The organism is Variovorax paradoxus (assembly GCF_030815855.1).
Taxonomy (GTDB): Bacteria; Pseudomonadota; Gammaproteobacteria; order Burkholderiales; family Burkholderiaceae_C; genus Variovorax; species Variovorax paradoxus_M.
On sequence record NZ_JAUSXG010000001.1, the window covers coordinates 1338159 to 1361852 of the forward strand.

21 protein-coding genes are annotated in these 23694 nt (G+C 66.3%); 19 read left to right on the forward strand and 2 right to left on the reverse strand.

The genetic code is table 11. From position 1 onward, the window contains the following. The first annotated feature begins 43 nt into the window (after positions 1-43). The 4 genes from QFZ42_RS06290 (at position 44) to QFZ42_RS06305 (ending at position 5680) form a co-directional block, all read left to right on the forward strand. Positions 44-2530 (forward strand): DNA internalization-related competence protein ComEC/Rec2, encoded by a 2487-nt coding sequence (locus tag QFZ42_RS06290; protein WP_307700135.1) that lies wholly within the window; start codon positions 44-46, stop codon positions 2528-2530. A gap of 90 nt (positions 2531-2620) precedes the next feature. After that, positions 2621-4120: a circularly permuted type 2 ATP-grasp protein gene (locus QFZ42_RS06295; protein WP_307700136.1), complete on the forward strand. Its 1500-nt coding sequence runs from the start codon at positions 2621-2623 to the stop codon at positions 4118-4120. Positions 4121-4164: 44 nt separating this feature from the next. After that, positions 4165-5121 carry an alpha-E domain-containing protein gene (locus QFZ42_RS06300; RefSeq protein ID WP_307700137.1) on the forward strand — a complete coding sequence of 319 codons (957 nt, stop codon included), beginning with the start codon at positions 4165-4167 and terminating at the stop codon, positions 5119-5121. A 13-nt stretch (positions 5122-5134) separates the two neighbouring features. Continuing rightward, the gene (locus QFZ42_RS06305; protein ID WP_307700138.1) at positions 5135-5680 is read left to right on the forward strand and encodes a 2OG-Fe(II) oxygenase; all 546 of its coding nucleotides are present in this window, start codon (positions 5135-5137) and stop codon (positions 5678-5680) included. Between the two features lie 18 nt (positions 5681-5698). Here the strand turns inward: QFZ42_RS06305 and glpK are convergent, their stop codons facing one another. Together glpK and QFZ42_RS06315 are read right to left on the reverse strand one after the other, a co-directional pair. After that, entirely contained in the window at positions 5699-7192 is a 1494-nt protein-coding gene (glpK, locus tag QFZ42_RS06310) for a glycerol kinase GlpK (protein WP_307700139.1), read from the reverse strand. Positions 7193-7578: 386 nt separating this feature from the next. Next, the gene (locus tag QFZ42_RS06315; RefSeq protein WP_307700140.1) at positions 7579-8346 is read right to left on the reverse strand and encodes a DeoR/GlpR family DNA-binding transcription regulator; all 768 of its coding nucleotides are present in this window, start codon (positions 8344-8346) and stop codon (positions 7579-7581) included. 121 nt (positions 8347-8467) lie between these two features. Between QFZ42_RS06315 and glpD the strand changes: the two genes are divergently transcribed. The 15 genes from glpD to QFZ42_RS06390 all read left to right on the forward strand — a co-directional run bounded on the left by glpD (position 8468) and on the right by QFZ42_RS06390 (position 23672). Next, positions 8468-10141, forward strand: a complete 1674-nt coding sequence (glpD, locus tag QFZ42_RS06320; protein ID WP_307700141.1) for a glycerol-3-phosphate dehydrogenase — start codon at positions 8468-8470, stop codon at positions 10139-10141. Then, complete coding sequence (locus QFZ42_RS06325; protein WP_307700142.1) at positions 10141-11214, forward strand: ABC transporter ATP-binding protein; 1074 nt, start codon at positions 10141-10143, stop codon at positions 11212-11214. Before glpD ends, QFZ42_RS06325 begins: the two co-directional genes overlap by 1 nt. Position 11215: 1 nt before the next feature. Continuing rightward, complete coding sequence (locus QFZ42_RS06330; RefSeq protein ID WP_307700143.1) at positions 11216-12286, forward strand: ABC transporter ATP-binding protein; 1071 nt, start codon at positions 11216-11218, stop codon at positions 12284-12286. 46 nt (positions 12287-12332) lie between these two features. Next, positions 12333-13223 carry a carbohydrate ABC transporter permease gene (locus QFZ42_RS06335; protein WP_307700144.1) on the forward strand — a complete coding sequence of 297 codons (891 nt, stop codon included), beginning with the start codon at positions 12333-12335 and terminating at the stop codon, positions 13221-13223. Next, entirely contained in the window at positions 13220-14032 is an 813-nt protein-coding gene (locus tag QFZ42_RS06340; protein WP_307700145.1) for a carbohydrate ABC transporter permease, read from the forward strand. Before QFZ42_RS06335 ends, QFZ42_RS06340 begins: the two co-directional genes overlap by 4 nt. A 1-nt stretch (position 14033) precedes the next feature. Next, entirely contained in the window at positions 14034-14342 is a 309-nt protein-coding gene (locus QFZ42_RS06345; RefSeq protein ID WP_307700146.1) for a DUF2160 domain-containing protein, read from the forward strand. A 95-nt stretch (positions 14343-14437) separates the two neighbouring features. After that, the gene (locus tag QFZ42_RS06350) at positions 14438-16252 is read left to right on the forward strand and encodes an ABC transporter substrate-binding protein (RefSeq protein ID WP_307700147.1); all 1815 of its coding nucleotides are present in this window, start codon (positions 14438-14440) and stop codon (positions 16250-16252) included. A gap of 90 nt (positions 16253-16342) precedes the next feature. After that, positions 16343-17392, forward strand: coding sequence for a dialkylrecorsinol condensing enzyme (locus tag QFZ42_RS06355; protein ID WP_307700148.1), 1050 nt, complete (start codon positions 16343-16345; stop codon positions 17390-17392). Beyond that, complete coding sequence (locus QFZ42_RS06360; protein WP_307700149.1) at positions 17382-18518, forward strand: beta-ketoacyl-ACP synthase III; 1137 nt, start codon at positions 17382-17384, stop codon at positions 18516-18518. The genes QFZ42_RS06355 and QFZ42_RS06360 overlap by 11 nt, the downstream gene beginning before the upstream one ends. A 2-nt stretch (positions 18519-18520) precedes the next feature. Continuing rightward, positions 18521-18916, forward strand: coding sequence for a hypothetical protein (locus tag QFZ42_RS06365; protein ID WP_307700150.1), 396 nt, complete (start codon positions 18521-18523; stop codon positions 18914-18916). Further along, a complete protein-coding gene (locus QFZ42_RS06370; protein WP_307700151.1) occupies positions 18913-19893 on the forward strand; it encodes a BtrH N-terminal domain-containing protein in 981 nt (326 codons plus the stop codon). The genes QFZ42_RS06365 and QFZ42_RS06370 overlap by 4 nt, the downstream gene beginning before the upstream one ends. Positions 19894-20244: 351 nt before the next feature. Next, complete coding sequence (locus QFZ42_RS06375) at positions 20245-21153, forward strand: ABC transporter ATP-binding protein (RefSeq protein WP_307700152.1); 909 nt, start codon at positions 20245-20247, stop codon at positions 21151-21153. 7 nt (positions 21154-21160) lie between these two features. Then, the gene (locus QFZ42_RS06380; RefSeq protein ID WP_307700153.1) at positions 21161-22318 is read left to right on the forward strand and encodes an ABC transporter permease; all 1158 of its coding nucleotides are present in this window, start codon (positions 21161-21163) and stop codon (positions 22316-22318) included. Then, positions 22315-22599, forward strand: a complete 285-nt coding sequence (locus tag QFZ42_RS06385; RefSeq protein ID WP_307700154.1) for an acyl carrier protein — start codon at positions 22315-22317, stop codon at positions 22597-22599. Before QFZ42_RS06380 ends, QFZ42_RS06385 begins: the two co-directional genes overlap by 4 nt. Next, positions 22596-23672, forward strand: coding sequence for a beta-ketoacyl synthase N-terminal-like domain-containing protein (locus tag QFZ42_RS06390; protein WP_307700155.1), 1077 nt, complete (start codon positions 22596-22598; stop codon positions 23670-23672). Before QFZ42_RS06385 ends, QFZ42_RS06390 begins: the two co-directional genes overlap by 4 nt. Positions 23673-23694 lie beyond the last annotated feature (22 nt).

Below are 23694 nucleotides of genomic sequence, written 5' to 3' on the forward strand. Positions count from 1 at the left end.
TGAGCCCAGGGAGGGTTTGCATCATGTCTTCTGGAGTTCGTTGTTGACGCCCGCGCGTGAGTCCGTCAGCGTCACGGCTGGATCGTGGGCCTTTGCCGCGCTGGGCGGAACGCTGTTCGGTGCGGCATTGCAGTTGCATCAGGCGCGGCTGTGGAGCGCGGGTGTCTACGCGGTCTTGTTCTTCGTGGGGCTTGCGGGACTGGCCGTGCTCTCCCGGCGGTGGCGGCCGCCGGCTTTCCTGTCTCGTCGGGCTTACGCATGGCCGATGCTGGCAGGGCTGCCCATGATCGTTGCCCTGGCTTGCGGATCCTTCGCCGGCGCCGGCCTCGCTGGCTGGCGGGCGGCCGCCTATTCGAACGGCGCACTCGACCCGGCCCTCGAGGGCCAAGACCTGCAGGTGGTCGGCGTGATCGCGCAAATGCCTCAGCGCAGCGAGGGCGGCACGCGTTTTCGGCTGGATGTCGAATCCGCTCGCTGGGCCGACGGGCGCCTTGCATCTCCCGTTCGTGTTCCGCAGCGCATTGCGCTCGGCTGGTACCGCGACGACACCAGTCTCTGGGGCCGCGCCTCCGAAGGGCATGCCATGGCCGGCAAAGACACAGGCCCGCTGCATGCGGGCGAACGCTGGCGCCTCACGGTCCGGCTCAAGGCGCCGCACGGCAATCTCAATCCGCATGGCTTCGACAACGAGCTGTGGCTGTGGGAGCAGGGCGTGCGTGCCAGCGGCTATGTGCGAACCGGGTCTCGCGATGCGGCGCCGGTACGCCTGCAGTCCACTTGGCTGCATCCGCTCGAGCGGGCACGTGAAGCGGTGCGTGACGCGGTGTTCGAGCGCGTGGCCGACGCCCGGCAGGCCGGCGTGATCGCGGCCCTGGTCACCGGCGACCAGGGCGCCATCGAGCGCAGCGACTGGGATATTTTTCGCGCCACCGGCGTGGCGCACCTGATGTCGATCTCGGGGCTCCACATCACCATGTTCGCCTGGCTCGCCGCACACGCTGTCGGCGCACTGTGGCGCCGCAGCGCCTGGCTGATGCTGCGCTTTCCCGCGCCGCAGGCCGCGCTTGTCGGCGGCGTGCTGCTGGCCGGGCTCTATGCGCTTTTCAGCGGATGGGGCGTGCCGTCGCAGCGCACGGTCTGGATGCTGGCGACCGCGGCGTTGCTGCGGCTCACCGGGCGGCGCTGGCCATGGCCGCATGTCTGGCTGCTGATCGCGGCGGTGGTGGTGGCGATCGACCCTTGGGCGTTGATGCAGGCGGGTTTCTGGCTCAGCTTCGTCGCGGTCGGCGTCCTGTTCACGACCGGCTTCATGCGGCCCGCCGACGAGAAGACGGGCGCATCGGTCCGGCTGCTGGCGTTTTTTCGCGAGCAATGGGTGATCACGCTGGCGCTCACCCCGCTGAGCCTGCTGCTCTTCCAGCAGGTGTCCGTGGTGGGCCTGCTGGCCAATGCGATCGCCATCCCATGGGTCACGCTGGTGATCACTCCGCTGGCGATGTTGGGTACCGCGGTGGCGCCGCTTTGGAATCTTGCCGGCTGGGCGGTGCAGGCGCTCGCCGTGCTGCTGCAGTGGCTGGCCGCGTTGCCCTACGCCACGGTCTCGATGGCTGCCCCGCCGATGTGGATGGCCGCGTGCGGCGTGGCGGGCGGCGTTTTGCTGGCGATGCGCCTGCCGTGGTCGCTTCGCGCGCTGGGCCTGCCGCTGCTGCTGCCGGTGCTGCTCTGGCAGGCGCCCCGGCCGGCCGCCGGACAGTTCGAACTGCTGGCCGCCGACATCGGGCAAGGCAATGCGGTCCTGGTTCGCACCGCAACGCATAGCCTGCTGTACGACGCGGGTCCGCGCTACAGCCTCGAAAGCGACGCCGGCCACCGCGTGCTCGTGCCCTTGCTGCGCGCCTTCGACGAGCGGCTGGACATGCTGCTGCTGAGCCACCGCGACAGCGACCACACCGGCGGCGCGGCCGCGGTGCTCGCGATGCAGCCGCAGGCCGCACTCGTGAGCTCGATCGAAGCGACGCATCCGCTGCAGGCGGTGCGGCCGGCGACGCGTTGCGAGGCCGGCCAGCGCTGGACCTGGGACGGCGTGGATTTCGAAATTCTCCATCCCGTGCCGGCGGACTATCTTTCCTTCACCAAACCCAACGCGATTTCCTGCGTGCTGCGCATCGGCAACGGCCGCGCCACCGTGCTGCTGGCCGGCGACATCGAGCGCCTGCAGGAAACGGCGCTGGTGTCGCGGACTCCGGAGCTTCGCGCCGATGTGCTGCTGGCACCGCACCATGGCAGCAAGACCTCGTCGAGCGAGGCGCTGCTCGACGCGGTGCGCCCGCGCATTGCGCTGGTTCAGGCGGGCTATCGCAACCGGTTCGGCCATCCGGCCCGGGAGGTGGTCGACCGCTACGCCGCGCACGGCGTCAGGCTGGTGGAGAACGTGCCCTGCGGCGCCGCGCTGTGGCGTAGCGCGGCGCCTGCGGAGGTCGGCTGCGAGCGGGAGCTCAATGCCCGTTATTGGCACCACCGGCTGCCCTGAAAGCGGCCGCGGGGCCGGGTTCCGCGCCAACATAGGGCTTTCACTGGCCTCGAACTTGCTAAGCTATGGCTCAAGGAGATTGGTCGTTCCATGCACAAATTCGATGAGATGTATGAGCAGTTGCCCTATGCGGGGGCTGCGATCAGGCAACACTACAAGCGCTACGACCAATGGCTTGCGAAGCAGCCCGGCGAGGTGATGAGGGCGCGGCGCGAAGAGGCGGAAATGATCTTTCGCCGGGTCGGGATCACCTTTGCGGTGTACGGCGCCAAGGACGAGGACGGCTCCGGTACCGAGCGGCTCATTCCGTTCGACCTGTTGCCGCGCATCATTCCCGCCCACGAGTGGGAGAGCATGGAAAAAGGGCTGGTGCAGCGCGTGACGGCGCTCAACCGCTTTCTGCATGACGTCTACCACGACCAGGAAATCATCAAGGCCGGCATCATTCCGGCCGAGCAGATCCTGAACAACGCGCAGTTCCGCCCCGAGATGATGGGCGTCACGGTGCCGCACAACGTCTACTCGAACATCTCGGGCATCGACATCGTCCGCGCCCCCGATGCCCAGGGCAACGGCGAGTACTACGTGCTCGAAGACAACCTGCGCGTGCCCAGCGGCGTGAGCTACATGCTCGAGAACCGCAAGATGATGATGCGGCTCTTCCCCGAGCTGTTCAACCAGAACCGCATCGCCCCCGTGGCGCACTACCCCGACCTGCTGCTCGAAACGCTGCGTGCGAGCGCACCGCCCGCCACGGCCGAGCCCACCGTGGTGGTGCTGACCCCCGGCATGTACAACAGCGCCTACTTCGAGCATGCCTTCCTCGCGCAGCAGATGGGCGTCGAGCTGGTCGAAGGGCAGGACCTGTTCGTCAAGGACGACTTCGTCTACATGCGCACCACGCGCGGGCCGAAGCGCGTCGACGTGATCTACCGCCGCGTCGACGACGACTTCCTCGACCCCGACGTGTTCCGCTCGACCTCCACGCTCGGCACGGCCGGCCTGATGCGCGCCTACCGCGCAGGCAACGTCGTGATCTGCAATGCGGTGGGTACCGGCGTGGCCGACGACAAGTCGATTTACCCCTACGTGCCCAAGATGATCGAGTTCTACCTCGGCGAAAAGCCGATCCTGAAGAACGTGCCGACCTACATGTGCCGCAACAAGGACGAGCTGCAGTACACGCTCGACAACATGAAGGACCTGGTCGTCAAGGAGGTGCACGGCGCCGGCGGCTACGGCATGTTGATCGGTCCGGCCGCCACGCAGGCCGAGATCGAAGACTTCAAGAAGGCCGTGATCGCCAAGCCCGACGGCTACATCGCCCAGCCCACGCTGAGCCTGTCGACCTCGCCGACTTTTGTCGATGCCGGCATTGCGCCGCGCCACATCGACCTGCGCCCGTTCGTGCTGTCGGGCAAGGAAGTGCAGATGGTGCCCGGCGGCCTCACGCGCGTGGCGCTCAAGGAAGGCTCGCTGGTGGTCAACTCGTCGCAGGGCGGCGGCACCAAGGACACCTGGATCCTCGAAGCGGACCGCGGCGCCAAGCCCAAGGCGACGCAATCGCAAAGTCAATCGCAGTCGGCCTGACGCAGCAGACAAGCAAGCAAAGCAAGGAATCAGGAGAACAAACGATGCTGTCACGCACTGCCGATCACCTCTACTGGATGTCGCGCTATACCGAGCGCGCGGAAAACACCGCGCGCATGCTCGACGTCAACTACCAGACCTCGCTCCTGCCCCAATCGGCCGAAGTGGCCAAGTACGGCTGGCAGGGCGTGCTGTCCATCAGCGAGCTGCTGCCTTCGTACAACAAGAAGTACGAGCAGATCGCGCCCAACGAGGTGATGGAATTCATGGTCAAGGACGAGAGCAATCCGTCTTCGATCGTCTCCTGCCTCAAGGCGGCACGCGAAAACGCGCGCGCGGTTCGCGGCGCACTGACCACCGAAGCCTGGGAAACCCAGAACACCACCTGGCTCGAAGTCAACCGCATGCTGCGCGCCGGCGATTTCGAGCGCGACCCGGCGCAGTTCTTCGAATGGGTCAAGTTCCGCTCGCACCTGTCGCGCGGCGTGACGCTCGGCACCATGCTGCAGGACGAGGCCTTTTACTTCTCGCGCCTGGGCACCTTTCTGGAGCGCGCCGACAACACGGCGCGGTTGGTGGACGTGAAGTTTCACGCCCTCAACAGCGAATTCTTCGGCACTGCCACCGAGGAAGACCAGGAGTACGATTTCTATCACTGGAGCGCCATCCTGCGCAGCGTCTCGGCCTTCGAGGTGTACCGCAAGGTGTACCGCGACGTGATCAAGCCCGAGCGCGTGGCCGAGCTGCTCATTCTTCGCGCCGACATGCCGCGTTCGCTGCATGCGAGCCTCGTCGAAGTGGTGAACAACCTCGCCAAGGTGCAGAACGAGCAGAGCGCCGAAACCCAGCGCCGCGCCGGCAAGCTGCTGGCCGACCTGCAGTACGCGCGCGTCGACGAAATTCTGGCGACCGGACTGCATGCCTACCTCACGCAGTTCCTCGACCGGGTGAACGAGTTGGGCGGGCGGATCAGCCAGGACTTTTTGGTGCCGGCGCACTGAGCATGGCGAACGCGTGCGGCTGATCGCCCATTCGCCGCGTACCTTCTCGATCGAAGGCTTTCTCGAATCGGAGGAGTGCGGAGAGCTGATCGCGCTTGCCGAGCGCGAAGACTTCGCGTCGGCAGGCGTGCGCACCGCGGATGGGCCGAAGGCCATGCCGGCCATACGCAATAACGAGCGCGCGATGCTGCCTTCACCGCACTGGGTTGCGCTGCTATGGGCGCGGCTCGGGCAAGTCGCGCTGCCTGAGATCGCCGGGCATGCAGCTCGGGGGCTGCCGAGAGACCTTCGCTTCTACAAGTACTCGCCCGGCCAGCGCTTCAAGATGCACAAGGACGGGCCGTGGCATGAAGACGGGCTCACGAGCCAGCTCACGCTGCTGGTCTACCTGAACGACGGCTTCACCGGCGGCGACACCGACTTCCGCGAGTTCCGTGTGAAGCCCGAAGCCGGCGCGGCGCTGCTTTTCATCCACGACACCTGGCATGAAGGTGCGGCGATCGAAGAGGGCACGAAGTACGTGCTGCGCTCCGACGTGATGTACGGCCCCGTCGCCTGAGTACGGGCGAGGCGGCGCTCAGCTCGCCGTTGCCTGCCGCACCGCGCGTTCCCAGCGCGCCATCGATTCCTCGGCTTGCGCACGGCCCATGGTCGGCATGAAGCGGCGCTCGACCTTCCACAGTTTCGAGAGCTGCCGCGCATCGCTGTAGACGCCGGTCGACAGGCCCGCGAGGTAGGCGGCGCCGAGCGCGGTGGTCTCGATCACTTCGGGCCGCACCACGGGAATGCCCAGCAGATCGGCCTGGAACTGCATCAGCAGGTCGTTCACGCTGGCACCGCCGTCGACGCGCAGCTCGGCGACAGGCGTGCCGCCGGCGGCGACCGCATCGCGGCTCATGGCCTGCAGCAGTGCGGCACTTTGGTAGGCGATGCTTTCGAGCGCGGCGCGCGCGATGTGCGCCACGGTGGTTCCGCGCGTGAGGCCGGTGATGGTGCCGCGCGCATCCGCATGCCAGTAGGGCGCGCCGAGGCCGGTGAAGGCCGGCACCATCATCACGCCGCCCGCGTCGGGTACGCTCTCGGCGAGCGACTGCACTTCGGCGCTGCCCTTGATGGCCTTGAGTCCGTCGCGCAGCCACTGCACCACGGCACCGCCGACGAAGACGCTGCCCTCCATCGCGTACTGCGGCGTGGCGTCGGTCTGCGCGGCGCTGGTGACGAGCAGGCCGTTGTGCGAAGGCTGGAACGCCGCGCCCGTGTGCATGAGCAGGAAGCAGCCGGTGCCGTAGGTGTTCTTGGCCATGCCGGCCGTAAAGCAGGCCTGGCCGAAGAGGGCGCTCTGCTGGTCGCCAGCCACGCCGCCGATGGGCAGCGCACGGCCGAGCAGGGCCGCATCGGTGTCGGCAAAGTGCGAGCTCGACGGCTGCACCTTGGGCATGAGCGCGGCGGGAATGTCGAGCGCCTTGAGCAGGTCCACATCCCATTCGTTGCGGTGCACGTTGAAGAGCATCGTGCGCGAGGCGTTGCTCACGTCGGTCACGTGCACCTTGCCGCCGGTAAGTTGCCACATGAGCCAGCTGTCGACGGTGCCGAAGGCGAGCTCGCCGCGCTCGGCCTGCGCGCGTGCGCCGGGCACGTTGTCGAGCAGCCAGCGCAGCTTGGTGCCGGAGAAATAGGCGTCGATCACCAGGCCGGTTTTCTCCTGGATGGTGCCGGTCATGCCTTCGTCGCGCAGCTTTGCGCACAGCGGCTCGGCGCGGCGGTCTTGCCACACGATGGCGTGGTGCACCGGCTGGCCGGTCTTGCGGTTCCACAGCACGGTGGTTTCGCGCTGGTTGGTAATGCCGATGGCGTGGATGTCCGCGGGCTGGAGCTTGGCCTTGACGAGCACTTCGCGCGCGGTGGCAAGCTGGCTGTGCCAGATTTCCATCGGGTCATGCTCGACCCAGCCAGGCTGGGGATAGATCTGAGTGAGTTCCTTCTGCGCGATGGCGACGATGCGGCCCTCGCGGTCGAACACGATGCTGCGGGAGCTGGAGGTGCCCTGGTCGAGTGCTAGCAAGTAGGTCATGGCTTGGGTGTTCCTTGGAGTCTGATCATGCGGGCTGCCTTGCGTTCTTGGCGCTGTTGTCCGTAGCGCTGTTGCTCAGGGCGCTGTTGTTCAGGGCGCGTGCACAGGCCACCGGGTACTCCCCTCCGCGAATGTCCCCCGGCCTGCGGCCTCCTCCTTGATTTCGCTGCGGGGAGCACCCGATGCCCTGTGCACACTGGGCGCTGCACTTGTTCCGCGCGATCAACGACCGCTCTGAACAACGCTCCCGTCGATGGGGTGCCTTGCGCAGCGAAATCAAGGGGGAGGCCGCAGGCCGGAGGACATTCGCGGAGCAAGGTACCCCGTCGGCGGGAGTGCCCCCCGAATGCCTTCTAGCACGGCAAACAAAATGACAAGCCCTCATCTCAATCGCGCGCAATTTCAAGCCGGACCTGCGCCGCATGCAGCAGGTCGGCGAACGGCGGTGGCGGCTCCGCGTCGGTAAAGAAACGGTCGATCTGCGAGAGCGTGCCCAGCTGAATCATCGCGGGCCGGTTGAACTTGCTTGCGTCCGCCGCGAGCCACACCTCGCGTCCCTGGGCGATGATGGTTTGCGCCACCTTCACTTCGCGCAAGTCGAAGTCGCGCAGCGATCCGTCGGCCTCGATGCTCGACACGCCGATCAGCGCGATGTCCACCTTGAACTGGCGGATGAAATCGATGGTGGCCTCGCCCACGATGGCGCGGTCGCGCGGGCGCACCGAACCGCCCGCCACGATCACCTCGCAAGAGGTGTTGCCGCTCAGGATGGTGGCCACGTTCAGGTTGTTGGTGATCACGCGCAGGCCCGTGTGGCGCATCAGCGCCTTGGCGATGGCCTCGGTGGTGGTGCCGATGTTGAGGATCAGCGAGCAGTCGTTGGGCACCAGCTCGGCCACGCGCCGTGCGATGCGCGCCTTGCCTTCGGCATGCAGCGTTTCGCGCTGCTGGTAGCCGATGTTCTCGGTGGTGGAGCTCGGCACGCGCACGCCGCCGTGAAAACGCGTGAGCAGCCCCTGGTCCGCCAGCCGCTGTACATCGCGCCGCACGGTCTGCAGCGTGACGCCGAGCATGTCGGCCAGCTGTTCGACGGTGACGGAGCCGCGCGTGCGCACGGTATCGAGAAGATTGATCTGGCGCGGATTGGAATTCACAAAAGCGTCGTGGAGAACGGGAAAACTCTCAGGAGAGTACAAGCCGTGCCACTTTAAAACGAAAGAAAACGAACCCGACTAAGGGAAAACTCGGAGGAAAATCGCGTCAAAAGGAATCCAAATGAAAAGACGCGAAAATACAATGGCGCCCTCCCGTGACCGAAGTCACGAACTTACGGGCCCATCTTCTGTGAGCGATTTCTCCTCCAATTCGCCTCTGCCGGCAACCGATTGCGATGTGCTGATCGTCGGCGGCGGCATCAACGGCTGCGGCATTGCGCGCGACCTGGCGGGCCGGGGCTGGCGCGTGGTGCTGTGCGAAAAGGACGATCTCGCCTCGCACACGTCTTCGTCGTCGACCAAGCTCATTCACGGCGGGCTGCGCTACCTGGAGTATTACGAGTTCTCGCTGGTTCGCAAGGCGTTGCAGGAGCGCGAGGTGCTGCTCAAGAGCGCTCCGCACATCATGTGGCCGCTGCGCTTCGTGATGCCGCACGACCCGTCGATGCGGCCGGCCTGGATGATCCGCATCGGCCTCTTCATGTACGACCACCTCGCCAAGCGCGAAGTGCTGCCGGGCTCGCGCAGCATCGACCTGCGCAGCCACGCGGCCGGTGCGCCGCTCAAGCCGCAGTTCAAGCGGGGCTTCGTTTATTCCGACGGCTGGGTCGACGATGCCCGGCTGGTGGTGCTCAATGCGCTGGATGCCAGGGCACGCGGCGCCGAGGTGCTCACGCGCACCCGCTGCGTTCATGCGCAGCGCGACGCCGACGGCTGGACGGCCACGCTCGAGGCCGCGGACGGCGGCATTCGCGTGGTGCGCGCCCGCGCCGTGGTCAATGCCGCGGGGCCGTGGGCCGAATCGTTCCTGCGCGGCGTGGCGCAATCGGCCAAGGGCGAGCCGCTGGCCACGCGGCATCTGCGGCTGGTCAAGGGCAGCCACATCGTGGTGCCGCGCCTGTTCGAGCACGACCATGCCTACATCTTCCAGAACCCCGACAAACGGATCATCTTCGCGATTCCTTATCAGGACGAGTTCACGCTGATCGGCACCACCGACATCGAGCTGAACGGCGACGACCCCGGCGCGGCGCGCATTGCCGACGAAGAAATCGCCTATCTCTGCACGCAGGCGAGCCGCTACTTCGAGAAGGCCATCGTGCCGGCCGACGTGGTGTGGACCTACTCGGGCGTGCGCCCGCTGCTCGACGACGCGTCGGGCGACCCGTCCGCCGTCACGCGCGACTACATGCTCGAGTCGAACACCACGGCGGCGCCGCTGCTGTCGGTATGGGGCGGCAAGATCACGACCTTCCGCAAGCTGGCCGAGGACGCGGCCGACGAGGTCGGCAAGATGCTCGGCCAGTCGACCGCGCAGCGTCCGCCATGGACCGATGGCGCCTTTTTGGCGGGCGGCGATCTCTCCGCATGGATCGGTGCCGCCACGCGGCCCGACGACGATTTCGAGCGCTTCGTGGCCGCGGTGCAGGCCCGCTACGCATGGCTCGATGCCAGGCTCGCGCGGCGGCTGGCGCGTGCCTATGGCGCGCGCGTGGCCGAGCTGCTTGGCGATGCGGAGTCCATGGCCGACATGGGCGAAGCCGTCGCGCCGGGGCTTCACGCGCGCGAACTGCAGTTTCTGCAGGAGAGCGAATGGGCCATGAGCGCCGACGACGTGCTCTGGCGCAGGTCGAAGCTCGGGTTGCGCTATACGGCCGAAGAGCGCGCGCAGGTGGCCGCCTGGCTGCAGGCGCACGTAAAGAACAACCTCTACATGATCAACGGGAAGCGCTGATGCAATTGACTCTGGAGCGCGTCACCAAGAAGGTCGGCGCGCAGACATGGCTCTACGAGCAGAGCATCGCGCCGAGAAGCGGCGCGGTCACCGTGCTGCTGGGCGCCACGCAGGCCGGCAAGACCAGCCTGATGCGCCTCATGGCGGGACTGGACACGCCCAGCACGGGCAAGGTGCTGGTCAACGACAAGGACGTCACCGGCATGCCGGTGCGCGAGCGCAACGTGGCCATGGTGTATCAGCAGTTCATCAACTATCCGTCGCTGAAGGTGGCCGACAACATCGCTTCGCCGCTCAAGCTGCGCGGCGAGAAGAACATCGATGCGAGAGTGCGCGAACTTGCCGACAAGCTGCACATCGGCATGTTTCTCGACCGCTATCCGGCCGAGCTTTCGGGCGGCCAGCAGCAGCGCGTGGCGCTGGCGCGCGCGCTCGCCAAGAATGCGCCGCTGATGCTGCTCGACGAACCGCTGGTCAACCTCGACTACAAGCTGCGCGAAGGCTTGCGCGAGGAACTGACGCAACTGTTCGCGAGCGGCGATTCCACCGTGATCTACGCGACCACCGAACCCGGCGAGGCGCTGCTGCTCGGCGGCTACACGGCCGTGATGGACGCCGGCGAGCTGCTGCAGTACGGCCCGACGGCCGAGGTGTTCCACGCGCCGCAGTCGTTGCGCGTGGCGCGCGCCTTCAGCGATCCGCCGATGAACCTGCTGCCCGGCACTGCGTCCGCAGGCCGCGTGCAGCTCGCGGGTGGCCCGGCGCTGGCGCTGGCCGTGCCTGAAAACGTGTCGGGCGCGGTCACCGTCGGGCTGCGCGCGAGCGCGCTCAATGTCGGCGCGGGGGAGGGCGACATCGGCCTGCCCGGCAAGGTGGAACTGGCCGAAATTTCCGGTTCAGACACCTTCGTTCACGTCGATACGGCGGTCGGCGAACTGGTGGCGCAGCTCACCGGCGTGCACCGCTTCGAATTGGGCGCATCGATCACGCTGTACTTCCGCCCGTCGCAAGCCTATGTGTTCGATGCCGGCGAAAAGCTGGCGCTCGCGCCGGCCTGGCGCAAAGGAAACTGACATGGCCCGCATCGATCTCGACCTGGCACACGCCTATCGGCCCAATCCCACGCAGGACAGCGACTATGCGCTGCTGCCGCTGAAGATGAGTTTCCGCGACGGCGGCGCGTACGCCTTGCTCGGCCCCTCGGGCTGCGGCAAGACCACCATGCTGAACGTCATCTCGGGCCTCCTGGTGCCTTCGCAGGGCACGGTGACGTTCGACGGCCGCGACATGACGCGCGCCACGCCGCAGGAGCGCAACATCGCTCAGGTGTTCCAGTTTCCGGTCATCTACGACACCATGACGGTGGCCGAGAACCTCGCGTTCCCGCTGCGCAACCGCAAGGTGCCGGAAGACCAGATCAAGAAGCGCGTGGGCGAAATTGCCGAGATGCTCGACATGAGCGGGCAGCTGAACCAGCGCGCCGCCGGCCTCGCGGCCGATGCCAAGCAGAAGATCTCGCTCGGGCGCGGGCTGGTGCGCAGCGACGTGTCGGCCGTGCTGTTCGACGAACCCCTGACGGTGATCGACCCGCACCTGAAATGGCAGCTGCGCCGCAAGCTCAAGCAGATTCACCGCGAGCTCAAGCTCACGCTGATCTACGTGACGCACGACCAGGTCGAGGCGCTCACCTTTGCCGAAGAGGTGGTGGTCATGACCCGCGGCAAGGCCGTGCAGGTGGGCAGCGCCGAGGCGCTGTTCGAGCGGCCGGCCCACACTTTCGTCGGCCATTTCATCGGCTCGCCCGGCATGAATTTCCTGTCCGCAAAAAATACCAACGGCGCACTCGAAGTGGCGGGTACGCCGCTCGTACCGACGCGCGAACTGCCCGAAGGCGCGCTCAAGCTCGGCATCCGGCCCGAATACCTGCGGCTGGTCGAAGCGCGGGCGCAGGGCGCCGTGCCGGCCACCGTCACGCAGGTGCAAGACGTGGGCACCCACGCCATGCTGAGCGCCGACGCTGGCGGCAGCGCGCTCAAGGCGCGCCTGCATTCCGACGCGCCGTTGCCGGCCGTGGGAGAGACCGTCTGGCTGCGCGTGCTCGACGCCCACACCTGCTATTACCGCGACGAGGAGCTGGTGGCATGAACGCATCGCAGAACCGCGCCAAACCCCTATCGAAGGTGCAAGCCCCATGGATGCCGTGAACAAACCCATCAACCAGAAGGCCTGGTGGCTGGTGCTGCCGGTGCTGATCTGCGTCGCGTTCTCGGCCATCGTGCCGCTGATGACGGTGGTCAACTACTCGGTGCAGGACATCATCTCGCCCGAGCGCCGCGTTTTCGTCGGCACCGAGTGGTTCGCGGCCGTCATGCGCGACCGCGAACTCCATGCCGCGCTCTGGCGGCAGCTCGGCTTCTCGCTGTCGGTGCTCGCGGTCGAAATTCCGCTGGGCATTGCGCTCGCGCTCTCGATGCCGGCCACCGGATGGAAGTCGTCGGCGGTGCTGGTGGTGGTGGCGCTGTCGCTGCTCATTCCGTGGAACGTGGTTGGAACCATCTGGCAGATCTACGGCCGTGCCGACATCGGCCTCCTGGGCCATGCGCTGCAGAAGATGGGCGTCGACTACAGCTACACCGGCGACGCCACCGACGCGTGGCTCACCGTGCTGATGATGGACGTGTGGCACTGGACGCCGCTGGTGGCGCTGCTGTGCTTTGCGGGCCTGCGCTCGATTCCCGATGCCTACTATCAGGCCGCGCGGATCGACGGCGCCAGCAAGTTCGCGGTGTTCCGCTACATCCAGCTGCCCAAGATGCGCGGCGTGCTGATGATCGCGGTGCTGCTTCGCTTCATGGACAGCTTCATGATCTACACCGAGCCCTTCGTGCTGACCGGCGGCGGGCCCGGCAATGCGACGACCTTCCTGAGCCAGTACCTCACACAGAAGGCGGTCGGCCAGTTCGACCTGGGCCCGGCGGCGGCTTTCTCGCTGATCTATTTCCTGATCATTTTGCTGCTGTGCTTCATCCTCTACAACTGGATGCAGCGCGTCGGTACCCAGAAGGCGGAGGTGGAGCAATGAACGAGCGCAGGTTCCGCAAGCGCAGCATCTTCCTGCTGCTCTATATTCTTTTCGCGCTGTTGCCCATCTACTGGATGGTCAACATGAGCTTCAAGACGAACGCCGAGATTCTTTCGAGCTTCTCGTTCTTTCCGCAGCAGTTCACCTGGGCCAACTACACGCGCATCTTCACCGACGCCTCGTGGTACTCGGGCTACATCAACAGCCTGATCTACGTGGGCATCAACACGGTCATTTCGCTGACCGTGGCGCTGCCGGCGGCCTATGCGTTCTCGCGCTATTCGTTCCTGGGCGACAAACACGTGTTCTTCTGGCTCCTGACCAACCGCATGACGCCGCCCGCGGTGTTCTTGCTGCCGTTCTTCCAGCTCTACAGCACCGTGGGGCTGATGGACACGCACCTGGGCGTGGCGCTCGCGCACCTGCTGTTCAACGTGCCGCTCGCGGTGTGGATCCTCGAAGGCTTCATGAGCGGGATTCCGCGCGAGATCGACGAAACCGCCTACATCGACGGCTACAGCTTTCCGAGGTTCTTCGTGCGGATCTTCCTGCCGCTGATCAAGGCCGGCGTGGGCGTGGCAGCCTTCTTCTGCTTCATGTTCAGCTGGGTCGAGCTGCTGCTGGCGCGCACGCTGACCAGCGTCAATGCCAAGCCGATTGTCGCTACCATGACGCGCACCGTGAGCGCCTCGGGCATGGACTGGGCCACGCTCGCCGCGGCCGGCGTGCTGACCATCGTGCCGGGCGCGATCGTGATCTGGTTCGTGCGGCACTACATCGCCAAGGGTTTCGCGATGGGGAGAGTCTGAAATGTTTGCCTGGATGTCCTGGACCACTCCGGTGGCCGTGTTCTTCGTCTGCATTGCGCTGATGCTGGTCGGCATGACGGTGTGGGAGCTCAAGTCGCCCACCACGCTGCGGCGCGGCTGGCTGCCGATCGAGACCACGCGCGGCGACCGGCTGTTCATCGGGCTGCTCTCGGCGGCCTACATCAACCTGATCTACATCGGCCTCGCGGAATGGGCAAAGACCGCGATGACCCTGCAAGCCGAGCCTTCGATCTGGATCGGCTTTGTGTTTTCGATGCTGGTGCTCGCGCTCATCATGCGCAAGGGCTAGCTGCGTACCGTACTCCGGCAATTCGGCCCGGTGCTTCCCCGGGGCCGAGGTGATACAGCCGCACACGGGGAAGCGAAGGAACGAGGAGATAAACCATGAAGTTGCGCTACACCGCGCTCGCGGCCGCTATGGTGCTGGCACTGTCGGCCTGCGGAAAGAAGGACGAGCCTGCGGCCCAGGCTCCGGCGAGCACCGCGGCACCAGCCCCGGCGCCCGCGTCAGTTGCTCCGGCGGCGGCACCGGCCGCACCCGATGCGGCCGCCAAGTGGATCGACAGCGAATTCCAGCCGTCGACGCTCAGCAAGGCGAAGCAGGCCGAAGAACTGAAATGGTTCGTCGACGCCGCGGCAAAGCTCAAGGCCAAGGGGGTGAGCGAGATCTCCGTGGTCTCCGAAACCATCACCACGCATGAATACGAGTCGAAGACGCTGGCCCGCGCCTTCGAGGAAATCACCGGCATCAAGGTGAAGCACGACCTGATCCAGGAAGGCGACGTGGTCGAGAAGCTGCAGACCTCGATGCAGTCGGGCAAGTCGATCTACGACGGCTGGATTTCCGACTCCGACCTGATCGGTACCCACTACCGCTACGGCAAGATGATGAACCTGACCGACTACATGGCCGGTCCGGGCAAGGAGTTCACCAACCCCGGCCTCGACGTGGCCGACTTCATCGGCACCAAGTTCACCACCGCGCCGGACGGCAAGCTCTACCAGCTGCCCGACCAGCAGTTCGCCAACCTCTACTGGTTCCGCGCCGACCTGTTCGACCGCCCCGAGCTGAAGGAAAAGTTCAAGGCCAAGTATGGCTACGACCTGGGCGTGCCGCTCAACTGGAGCGCCTACGAGGACATCGCCGAGTTCTTCAGCGTCGACGTGAAGAACATCGACGGCAAGCCGATCTACGGCCACATGGACTACGGCAAGAAAGACCCGTCGCTGGGCTGGCGTTTTACCGATGCATGGCTCTCGATGGCCGGCACGGCGGACATCGGCATTCCGAACGGCCTGCCGATCGACGAGTGGGGCATCCGCGTGGCCGACGACAAGTGCACGCCGGTGGGCGCGGCCGTGTCGCGCGGCGGTGCCACCAACTCGCCGGCCGCCGTGTATGCGCTGACCAAGTACGTGGACTGGATGAAGAAGTACGCGCCGCGCGAAGCCACCGGCATGACCTTCGGCGAAGCCGGCCCGGTGCCTGCCCAGGGCCAGATTGCGCAGCAGATCTTCTGGTACACGGCCTTCACGGCGGACATGGTCAAGCCGGGCCTGCCGGTGGTCAACGCCGACGGCACGCCCAAGTGGCGCATGGCGCCGGGCCCGAACGGTCCGTACTGGAAGCAGGGCATGCAGAACGGCTACCAGGACGTGGGTTCGTGGTCGTTCTTCAAGGGACATGACGAGAACAAGACCGCGGCAGCCTGGCTCTACGCGCAGTTCGTCACTTCCAAGACGGTGTCGCTCAAGAAGACCGTCGTGGGCCTGACGCCTATCCGCGAATCGGACATCCAGTCGCAGGCAATGACCGACATGGCGCCCAAGCTCGGCGGCCTGGTCGAGTTCTACCGCAGCCCGGCACGCGTGGCATGGTCGCCGACCGGCACCAACGTGCCCGACTACCCGAAGCTGGCTCAGCTCTGGTGGAAGAACGTGGCCGAGGCCGTGACCGGCGAGAAGACGCCGCAGAAGGCCATGGACACGCTGGCCGACGAGATGGACGACGTGATGGGCCGCCTGGAGCGCGCCGGCATGGACAAGTGCGCGCCCAAGCTCAACCCGAAGGGCGATCCCGCCAAGTGGCTGAGCGACCAGCACGCACCGTGGAAGAAGCTGGCGAACGAAAAGCCGAAGGGTGAAACCATCGAGTACAACAAGCTGCTCACGGCCTGGAAGGAAGGCAAGGCACGCTGACCGCCTGCGTTTCGCAGAGCAGTGTTCCCTCGAAAGCCGCGCCCCAGGGCGCGGCTTTTTTTCGTCCATCCGTGGGATCGGCGCGACGGCATGACCAATGGCAGATGCGCCGCTCGTACGCTTGGCTTACATTCGACGGCCCTCGTTTCGCCCCAGCAAGTGACCTCAAGCCTTCCCAGCCCCGCCGCGCGCATCAAACGTGTCCTGGTGATTCACTATTCCCAGACCGGCCAGCTCGGCAGCGTCGCCGAGCAGATCGTTGCGCCGCTCAAGGCCGATCCGGGAATTTCCGTGCACGTCGAAACGCTGCGTCCGCAGGCGGATTTTCCGTTTCCCTGGCCGTTCCTGACCTTCTTCGACGCCTTCCCCGAGTCGGCGCACATGAAGCCGCCGCCGCTCGCAGCGCTCTCGCTCACGGGCGACGAGCACTTCGACCTCGTCATCCTGCCGTACCAGGTGTGGTTCCTGGCGCCGTCGCAGCCGATCGTCGCCTTCCTGAAGCATCCGCTGGCGAGCCATCTGCTCCGGGGCAAGCCGGTGGTGACCGTGATCGCCTGCCGCAACATGTGGCTGCTGGCGCACGAAAAGCTCAAGGGCCTGCTCGACGCGGTGGGCGCGCGCCTGATCGACAACGTGGTGCTGACCGACCCGGGGCCGACACTGGCCACCTTCTTCACTACGCCGGCCTGGCTGATCTGGGGCCGCAAGCGCGGTTTCTGGGGCATGCCCGACGCCGGCCTCAGCGCCGGTCAGATTCGGGGTGCCGGCCGCTTCGGCCATGCATTGCGCGACGCGCTCCACAACGACCTCGAGCGCGGCTCAGAGCCGCTGCTCGCGGGGCTAGGTGCCGTTCAGGCCGACGCAAAGCTCCTGATCAGCGAAAAGGCCGGCACCCGCAGCTTCTATCTCTGGGGCAATTTGATCATGGCGGCGGGCCGGCCGGGCGCCTGGCCGCGCAAGCCACTGCTGCTGCTTTATGTGGTCTTCCTCCTCGTGCTCATTGTCACGGTCGTGCCCGTGAGCTTGACTCTCCAGGCGCTGCTGCGACCGTTATTCAAGGGGTGGCTGACTAAAATGACAGCTCATTTCGAGCGCCCGTCGGGCTCGGCCACGGACCGCTCCCCCCTCTATGACGACTGATGTCTTCCTGACCCGCACTGCCGCCTTTCTGCCCTTTTCCCCGGTCAGCAATGAAGACATCGAAGACGTTCTCGGCCGCATCGGCGGCAAGGCGTCGCGCGCGCGGCGGCTGATTCTTCGCAGCAACGGCATCCAGTCACGCCACTACGCCATCGACCGGGCCACCGGCCAGCTCGCCATGAGCAATGCGCAGCTCACCGCCTCGGCCATCCGGGCGCTGGGCGACGACATCGGTCCGGTGGATTGCCTTGTCACCGGCACGTCGCTGCCCGACCAGCTGATGCCCAACCACGCGGTGATGGTGCACGGCGAGCTCGGCTGGCCCCGGCTCGAGGTGGTGGCTTGCGCGGGCATCTGCCTGGCGGGCACCACGGCGCTCAAGCACGCCTGGCTCTCCGTGCGCGCGGGCGACGCGCGCCGCGCGGTGGCCACCGGCTCCGAGCTGGCCTCGGCCGTGATGCGCGGCTCCCGCTTCGAGGCCGAACTCGAGCACAAGCTAAAGGCGCTCGAGGAGCGGCCCGAAATCGCTTTCGAAAAAGACTTTCTGCGCTGGATGCTCTCCGACGGCGCCGGCGCCGTGCTGCTCGAGCGCGAACCGCGCGGCCCGCTGTCGCTGCGCGTGGAATGGATCGACCTGTCTTCCGCCGCCCACGAGCTGCCGGTGTGCATGTATGCGGGCGCCGACAAGAACGCCGAAGGCGGGCTGGATGGCTGGGCACGCACCGCACCCGAAGACTGGCAGCGCGACTCGACCTTCGCCGTCAAGCAGGACGTGCGCCTGCTCAACGAGAACATCGTTCGCGCCACGCTGGGCGAGCCGCTCGCGGCCATTGTCGAGAAGCGGGCCCTGAAGGCGGCCGATGTCGACTGGTTCCTGCCGCACCTCTCGTCCAGCTATTTCATTGAACCCGTGAGCCAGTGCCTCGAAGCCATGGGTTTTGCAATTCCGCGCGAGCGCTGGTTCAGCAATCTGGCGACCAAGGGCAACACCGGCTCGGCATCGCCCTACATCATGCTCGACGAACTGTTCCGTTCGGGCCGCATCAAGCCCGGCCAGAAGCTGCTGATGTTCGTGCCCGAAAGCGGCCGCTTCTCCAGCGGCTTCATTTACATGGAGGCCGTATAGCCATGGATCTCGACGCCGTTCCGCAAGAAGGCAATGCCACCCTCGATGGCCATGCCAAGCTCATGTACGCGCGCGATGCGCAGGGCCGCGTCGTCACTACCCGGTCGCGCGGCTGGGAGGCGGAAGAAATCGTCACCAGCCATGCGGTCGATGTGCTCGTCGAGCAGGCAAAAGCCGCCCGGGAGCGCGTGGCCCGGGGGCTGGCGTCGCCGCTCGAATACTGGATGTACGAGCGCCGTATGGACGTGGCGCTGCTCTCCCAGACCAGCGGTTTCTGGCAGTGGCGCGTGCGGCGTCATCTGCAGCCGAAGCACTTCGCGGCGCTGCCCGAGAAGCACCTGGCGCGCTATTCGGAGGCGCTGGGCCTGCCCGTTTCCACCTTGCAAGGCCTGCCGTGAAATTCGAACACCAACAAGCGGCGCACTGCGAAAGCGGCGTCATCTCGAACCTGATGCGCCACCACGGCGTGCCGATGACCGAGAGCATGGCGCTCGGCCTGTCGTCGGCGCTGTCGTTCGCCTACCTGCCGTTCATCAAGCTTTCCGGCCTGCCGCTCATCTCGTACCGCATGCCGCCCAAGGCCATCATCAAGGGCCTGTTGGCACCGATGGCCGCACGTTTCCGCTTCGAGACCTTTCGCAGCCCCGAGGCCGGCGCACAGCGCCTGGATGCGTTGCTGGCCGACGGACAGCTCGTGGGGTTGCAGACCTCGGTCTATTGGCTGCCGTACTTTCCGCCCAACATGCGCTTTCACTTCAACGCGCACAACCTCCTGGTCTACGGCAAGGACGGCGACGACTACCTGATCAGCGACCCGGTGTTCGAAGAGCCGGTGCGCTGCGCCAGCGCCGACCTCTCACGCGCACGTTTCGCCAAGGGCGTGCTCGCGCCCAAAGGTCTCATGTACTACCCGCAGGCCATCGAGCGCAAGACGGTCGACGCGGCGTCGGTGACGAAGGCCATCCGCAAGACGGTGCGCAACATGCTCGCGCCCGTTCCCATCGTCGGCGTGCGCGGCATGCGCATGCTGGCCAATCGCATGCAAAAGCTCTCGCCGAGCGATCCGCGCAGCGTCGACTTCATTGGCCATGTGGTGCGCATGCAGGAAGAAATCGGTACCGGCGGGGCGGGGTTCCGTTTCATCTATGCCGGCTTTCTGCAGGAGGCGGCACAGTTGCTCGACAAACCGCAGCTGCAGCAGATGTCCGAACGGCTCATCGTCATCGGCGACGGCTGGCGCGCTTTCGCACTCAAGGCAGCGCGCATGGTGAAGGGGCGCGAGCCGGTCGACCCGGCCGCTCTGGCCGATCGTCTACGTGAACAGGCGCAACAGGAAGAGGCCTTCTTTCGCGACCTGAAGGCTGCTGTTGCCTGAGATGGACCCTCGCTTTTCTGTTCGTAGCGGCGTGCTTGAAGTGCGTTGTTCAGGGCGCACTCCCGCCGACGGGGTACCTTGCTCCGCGAATGTCCCCCGGCCTGCGGCCTCCTCCTTGATTTCGCTGCGCAAGGCACCCCGCCAGCGCGAGCGTTGCAAAGAGCAGTCGTTGATCAGCGGTGCACCCAGAGCGTGCCCTGGTGCACAGGGCATCGGGTGCTCCCCGCAGCGAAATAAAGGAGGAGGGCGAAGCCCGGGGGACATTCGCGGAGGGGAGTACCCGGTGGCCTTTGCACAAGCCCTGGAACGGCAGCGCCCCAAACAACAGCGCCCTCAACGAGCAACAGCCACATGCTCGAACTGAAGAACCTCAGCTACCGCTACCCGCATGCAGGCGCACCCGCGTTGGCCGAAGTCTCGCTCGCGGTCCCCAGGGGTTCGGTGATGGGCTTGCTCGGCCCCAACGGCGCAGGCAAGACCACGCTGATCTCGCACTTGTCGGGTGCGCTGGCAGTGCAGTCGGGCGAGATCCACGTTGACGGCCAGCCGCTGCAGCAGGTCCGTGCAAAAACGCCAACCCGCATCGCCGTCGCCCCGCAGGACCAGGCCTTCTACCCCATGCTCACGGTGGCCGAGAACCTCGCGTGCTTTGCAGCGGCCGGGGGGCTTTCTGGCGCACGCAAGAAGGTGCGCATCGAAGCCTGCACCCGCTTTTCGCAGCTTGAACAGTTCGCGGGCGTGCGCGCCGAGCGGCTTTCGGGTGGCCTGAAACGCCGATTGAACCTCGCGATTGCGCTGTTGCCCGAACCCGAGCTGATGCTGTTCGACGAGCCCACGGTTGGCGTCGATCCGCAATCGCGCGCCTTCATTCTCGACGCCATCAAGAGCCTGGCAGAGCAGGGGGCAGCCGTGATCTATGCCTCGCACTACATGGAAGAGATCGAGGCCATCGCCGACCGGGTTGCCATTCTCGACCATGGCCGCGTATTGCGCGAAGGCTCGCTCGAAGAGTTGCTGTCGAAGAGCGCGATGCTGTTGACGTTGGCGGCCGATGGGCTCGATGAGGCGATGCTCTCGCGCTTCGGCACGGTGGAGCCGGGCGGCGTGCATTGGCGCGTTCACTTGCGCGAAGGCACCGGCCCCGGTCCGGCGCTGGCAACGCTCGAGGCCGAAGGCATCGACGTGCGCCACGCGGAGTTCGGCCGCCACGACCTGGAGCAGCTCTTCATGGCGCTCACCCACCGCTCCTTGCGCGACTGAACACCACATGCTCTTTGCGCTCATCAAAAAGGAACTGCTGGCACTCGTGCGCGACATGCACGGGCTGGCCGCGCTGTTCCTGATGCCGATGGTCTTCATCGTGCTGATGTCGCTCACGCTCAAGGACATCTACCGCCCGCCGTTGGCCGAACTGAGCTATGCCGTCGACATGCGCGATACCGAGACGCCGGCGCAATGGTTGCAGCAGATCTGGCAACGCAGCCACGGGGCGCCCAAGACGCTCGATGCCGATTGGCAGGCCCAGTTGCGCAGCGGCGCGCTCAAGTACGTCATCGTGCTGGAGCCGGGCCTCTCGGCGGAACTCGAATCGGCCGCGCTCTCGACCCAGGCGCACATTCGGCTGCTGACCGAGCCGGGCATCGACGCCAACCTGTTCAACGCCCTGCGTGCCGAACTCGTCGGTGCCTCCGGCGAGCTGAAGGCCCGGCTGGCGCTGGCGGTGCCCGGCACGTCCGGTCCGCCGCCGGGCGCATCGATCCAGGCGCTGGTGAATGCCGAGCGCTATTCCACCGCGGGGCCGCGGCCCACTTCGGTGCAGCAGAACGTGCCGGCATGGCTGGTGTTCGGCATGTTCTTCGTGGTTGCGTCGCTCTCGAGCCTGTTCGTGCAGGAGCGCAGCTCGGGCGCGCTGGGCCGGCTGCGCAGCCTGGGGGTGTCGCGCTTCATGCTGCTGATGTCCAAGGCCTTGCCTTACCTCGGTGTCAACGCGCTGCAGGCCGTTCTGATGCTCGCTGCCGGCATCTGGCTGATGCCCCTGATCGGCGGCGATGCGCTCTCGCTTGCCGGCATTCATTGGGGTGCGCTGGTCCTCGCGCTCGCGGCCGTGAGCCTGGCCGCGGTGAGCTTGTCGCTCGCGCTGGCCTGCGCCGTGCGCAGCCATGCGCAGGCCGCGACCATCGGGCCGATGGTCAACGTGCTCATGGCGGCGGCGGGCGGCATCATGGTGCCGAAGTTCGTCATGCCGGGCTTCATGCAGCGGCTGGTCGAAATATCGCCGATGAACTGGGGGCTGGAGGCGCTGCTGACTGTGCTGCTGCGCGGCGGCGGCGTGGCCGACACCTTGCCGCAGGTCGGCCGCCTCGTGGTGTTTGCGGCCGCCATGTTTCTGCTCGCCGTCTTCTTGTTTCGCAGGCCCGCACCGTGACCGATCATTCCGTTTCCGCCGAATTCATCGCCAGCCTGAAGGCCATGGTGCTCGAGGCCGTTGAAAAAGAGGCGCCTCCGGGCGGCCTCGGCGACGACGAGCCGCTGTTCGGCCCGGAAGCCCGGCTCGACCTCGACTCGCTCGACGCGCTGCAGGTATCGATGACGATCCAGCAGCGCTTCGGCGTGCGCATGCCCGACAGCAAGGAAACGCGCCGCGCGCTCACTTCGGTCGCCCACCTGGCGAACCACCTTGTGCAGGCGGGCAAGGCGAGTCAATGATGGGTGAGGGCGAGTATCTTGCCGGCATGGGCCTGGCCTGCGCGCTCGGCAACGATCTTTCATCTTCCGTGGCCGCACTTGCGCGCGGCGGTGTACGGCCCACGACGGTGGCGGTCTCGGAAAGCGTGCAGTGGCCCGTCTACACGCTGCCGCCGCAGGAGGGCAGCTGGACCGAGCGCCTGGAGCGCACCGTACGGAGCGTGGCAGCGCAGGCGGGTGAGGGAGCGGGGCGTTCATGCCCGCTGTTCGTTGCATCGTCTTCGCTGGACATCGGCCACATGGAGCACGAGGTGCAGGACCTGCGCCTGGGCGGCGATCTTCAGGACTTTGCAGGTCATGTGGCCGCCGCCCTCGACTGGCAGGGGCCGGTCTTCACCATCTCGACGGCCTGTACCTCGGCGCTCAACGCCGTGCTCGCGGGCTGCGATCTCATTCGAAGCGGGGAAGCCGACGAGGTCCTGGTGATCGGCGCCGAACTGGGCAACCGCTTCACGGTGGCCGGCTTCGGCGCCATGCAATTGCTGTCGCCTGACGGTGCGCAGCCTTTCGGCGCCGGGCGCAACGGGCTGGTGCTCGGGGAGGCGGTGGCCGCATTGCGCCTCAGCTCGCGCCCTGGGCGCTGGCGCATCGCGGGCGGTTCCAATGTGGTCGACGGGCGCAATCCATCGGGCACCGAAGCCAGCGCAGTGGTTGCCATGTGCCATGAAGCATTGGCGCAGAGCGGCCTGGGCGCGCAGGACATCGACCTGATCAAGGTGCAGGCCGCGGGCAGTCCGGTCAACGATGCGATAGAGGCAAAGGCGCTGAAGCAGGTCTTCGACGCGCCGCCGCCGCTGGTGTCGCTCAAGTCGCTGATCGGGCACACGCTGGGAGCGTCGGGGGCTGCCGAGCTGGCTTTGCTGGTCGCCTGCATCGAAGCCGGGGCATGGCCTTCGGCCGGCTATGCCATCGACGATGAGCTCGGCATTGCATTGAGCACGCAGGCACCCGCGAGGCTTCGCAACGTGCTGCTCAACGTGGTGGGGTTCGGCGGCGGGCACACGTCGCTGGTGCTGCAGGATTGCGGTGCATGAGCGCCGCGGCAAGGAGTAGCCA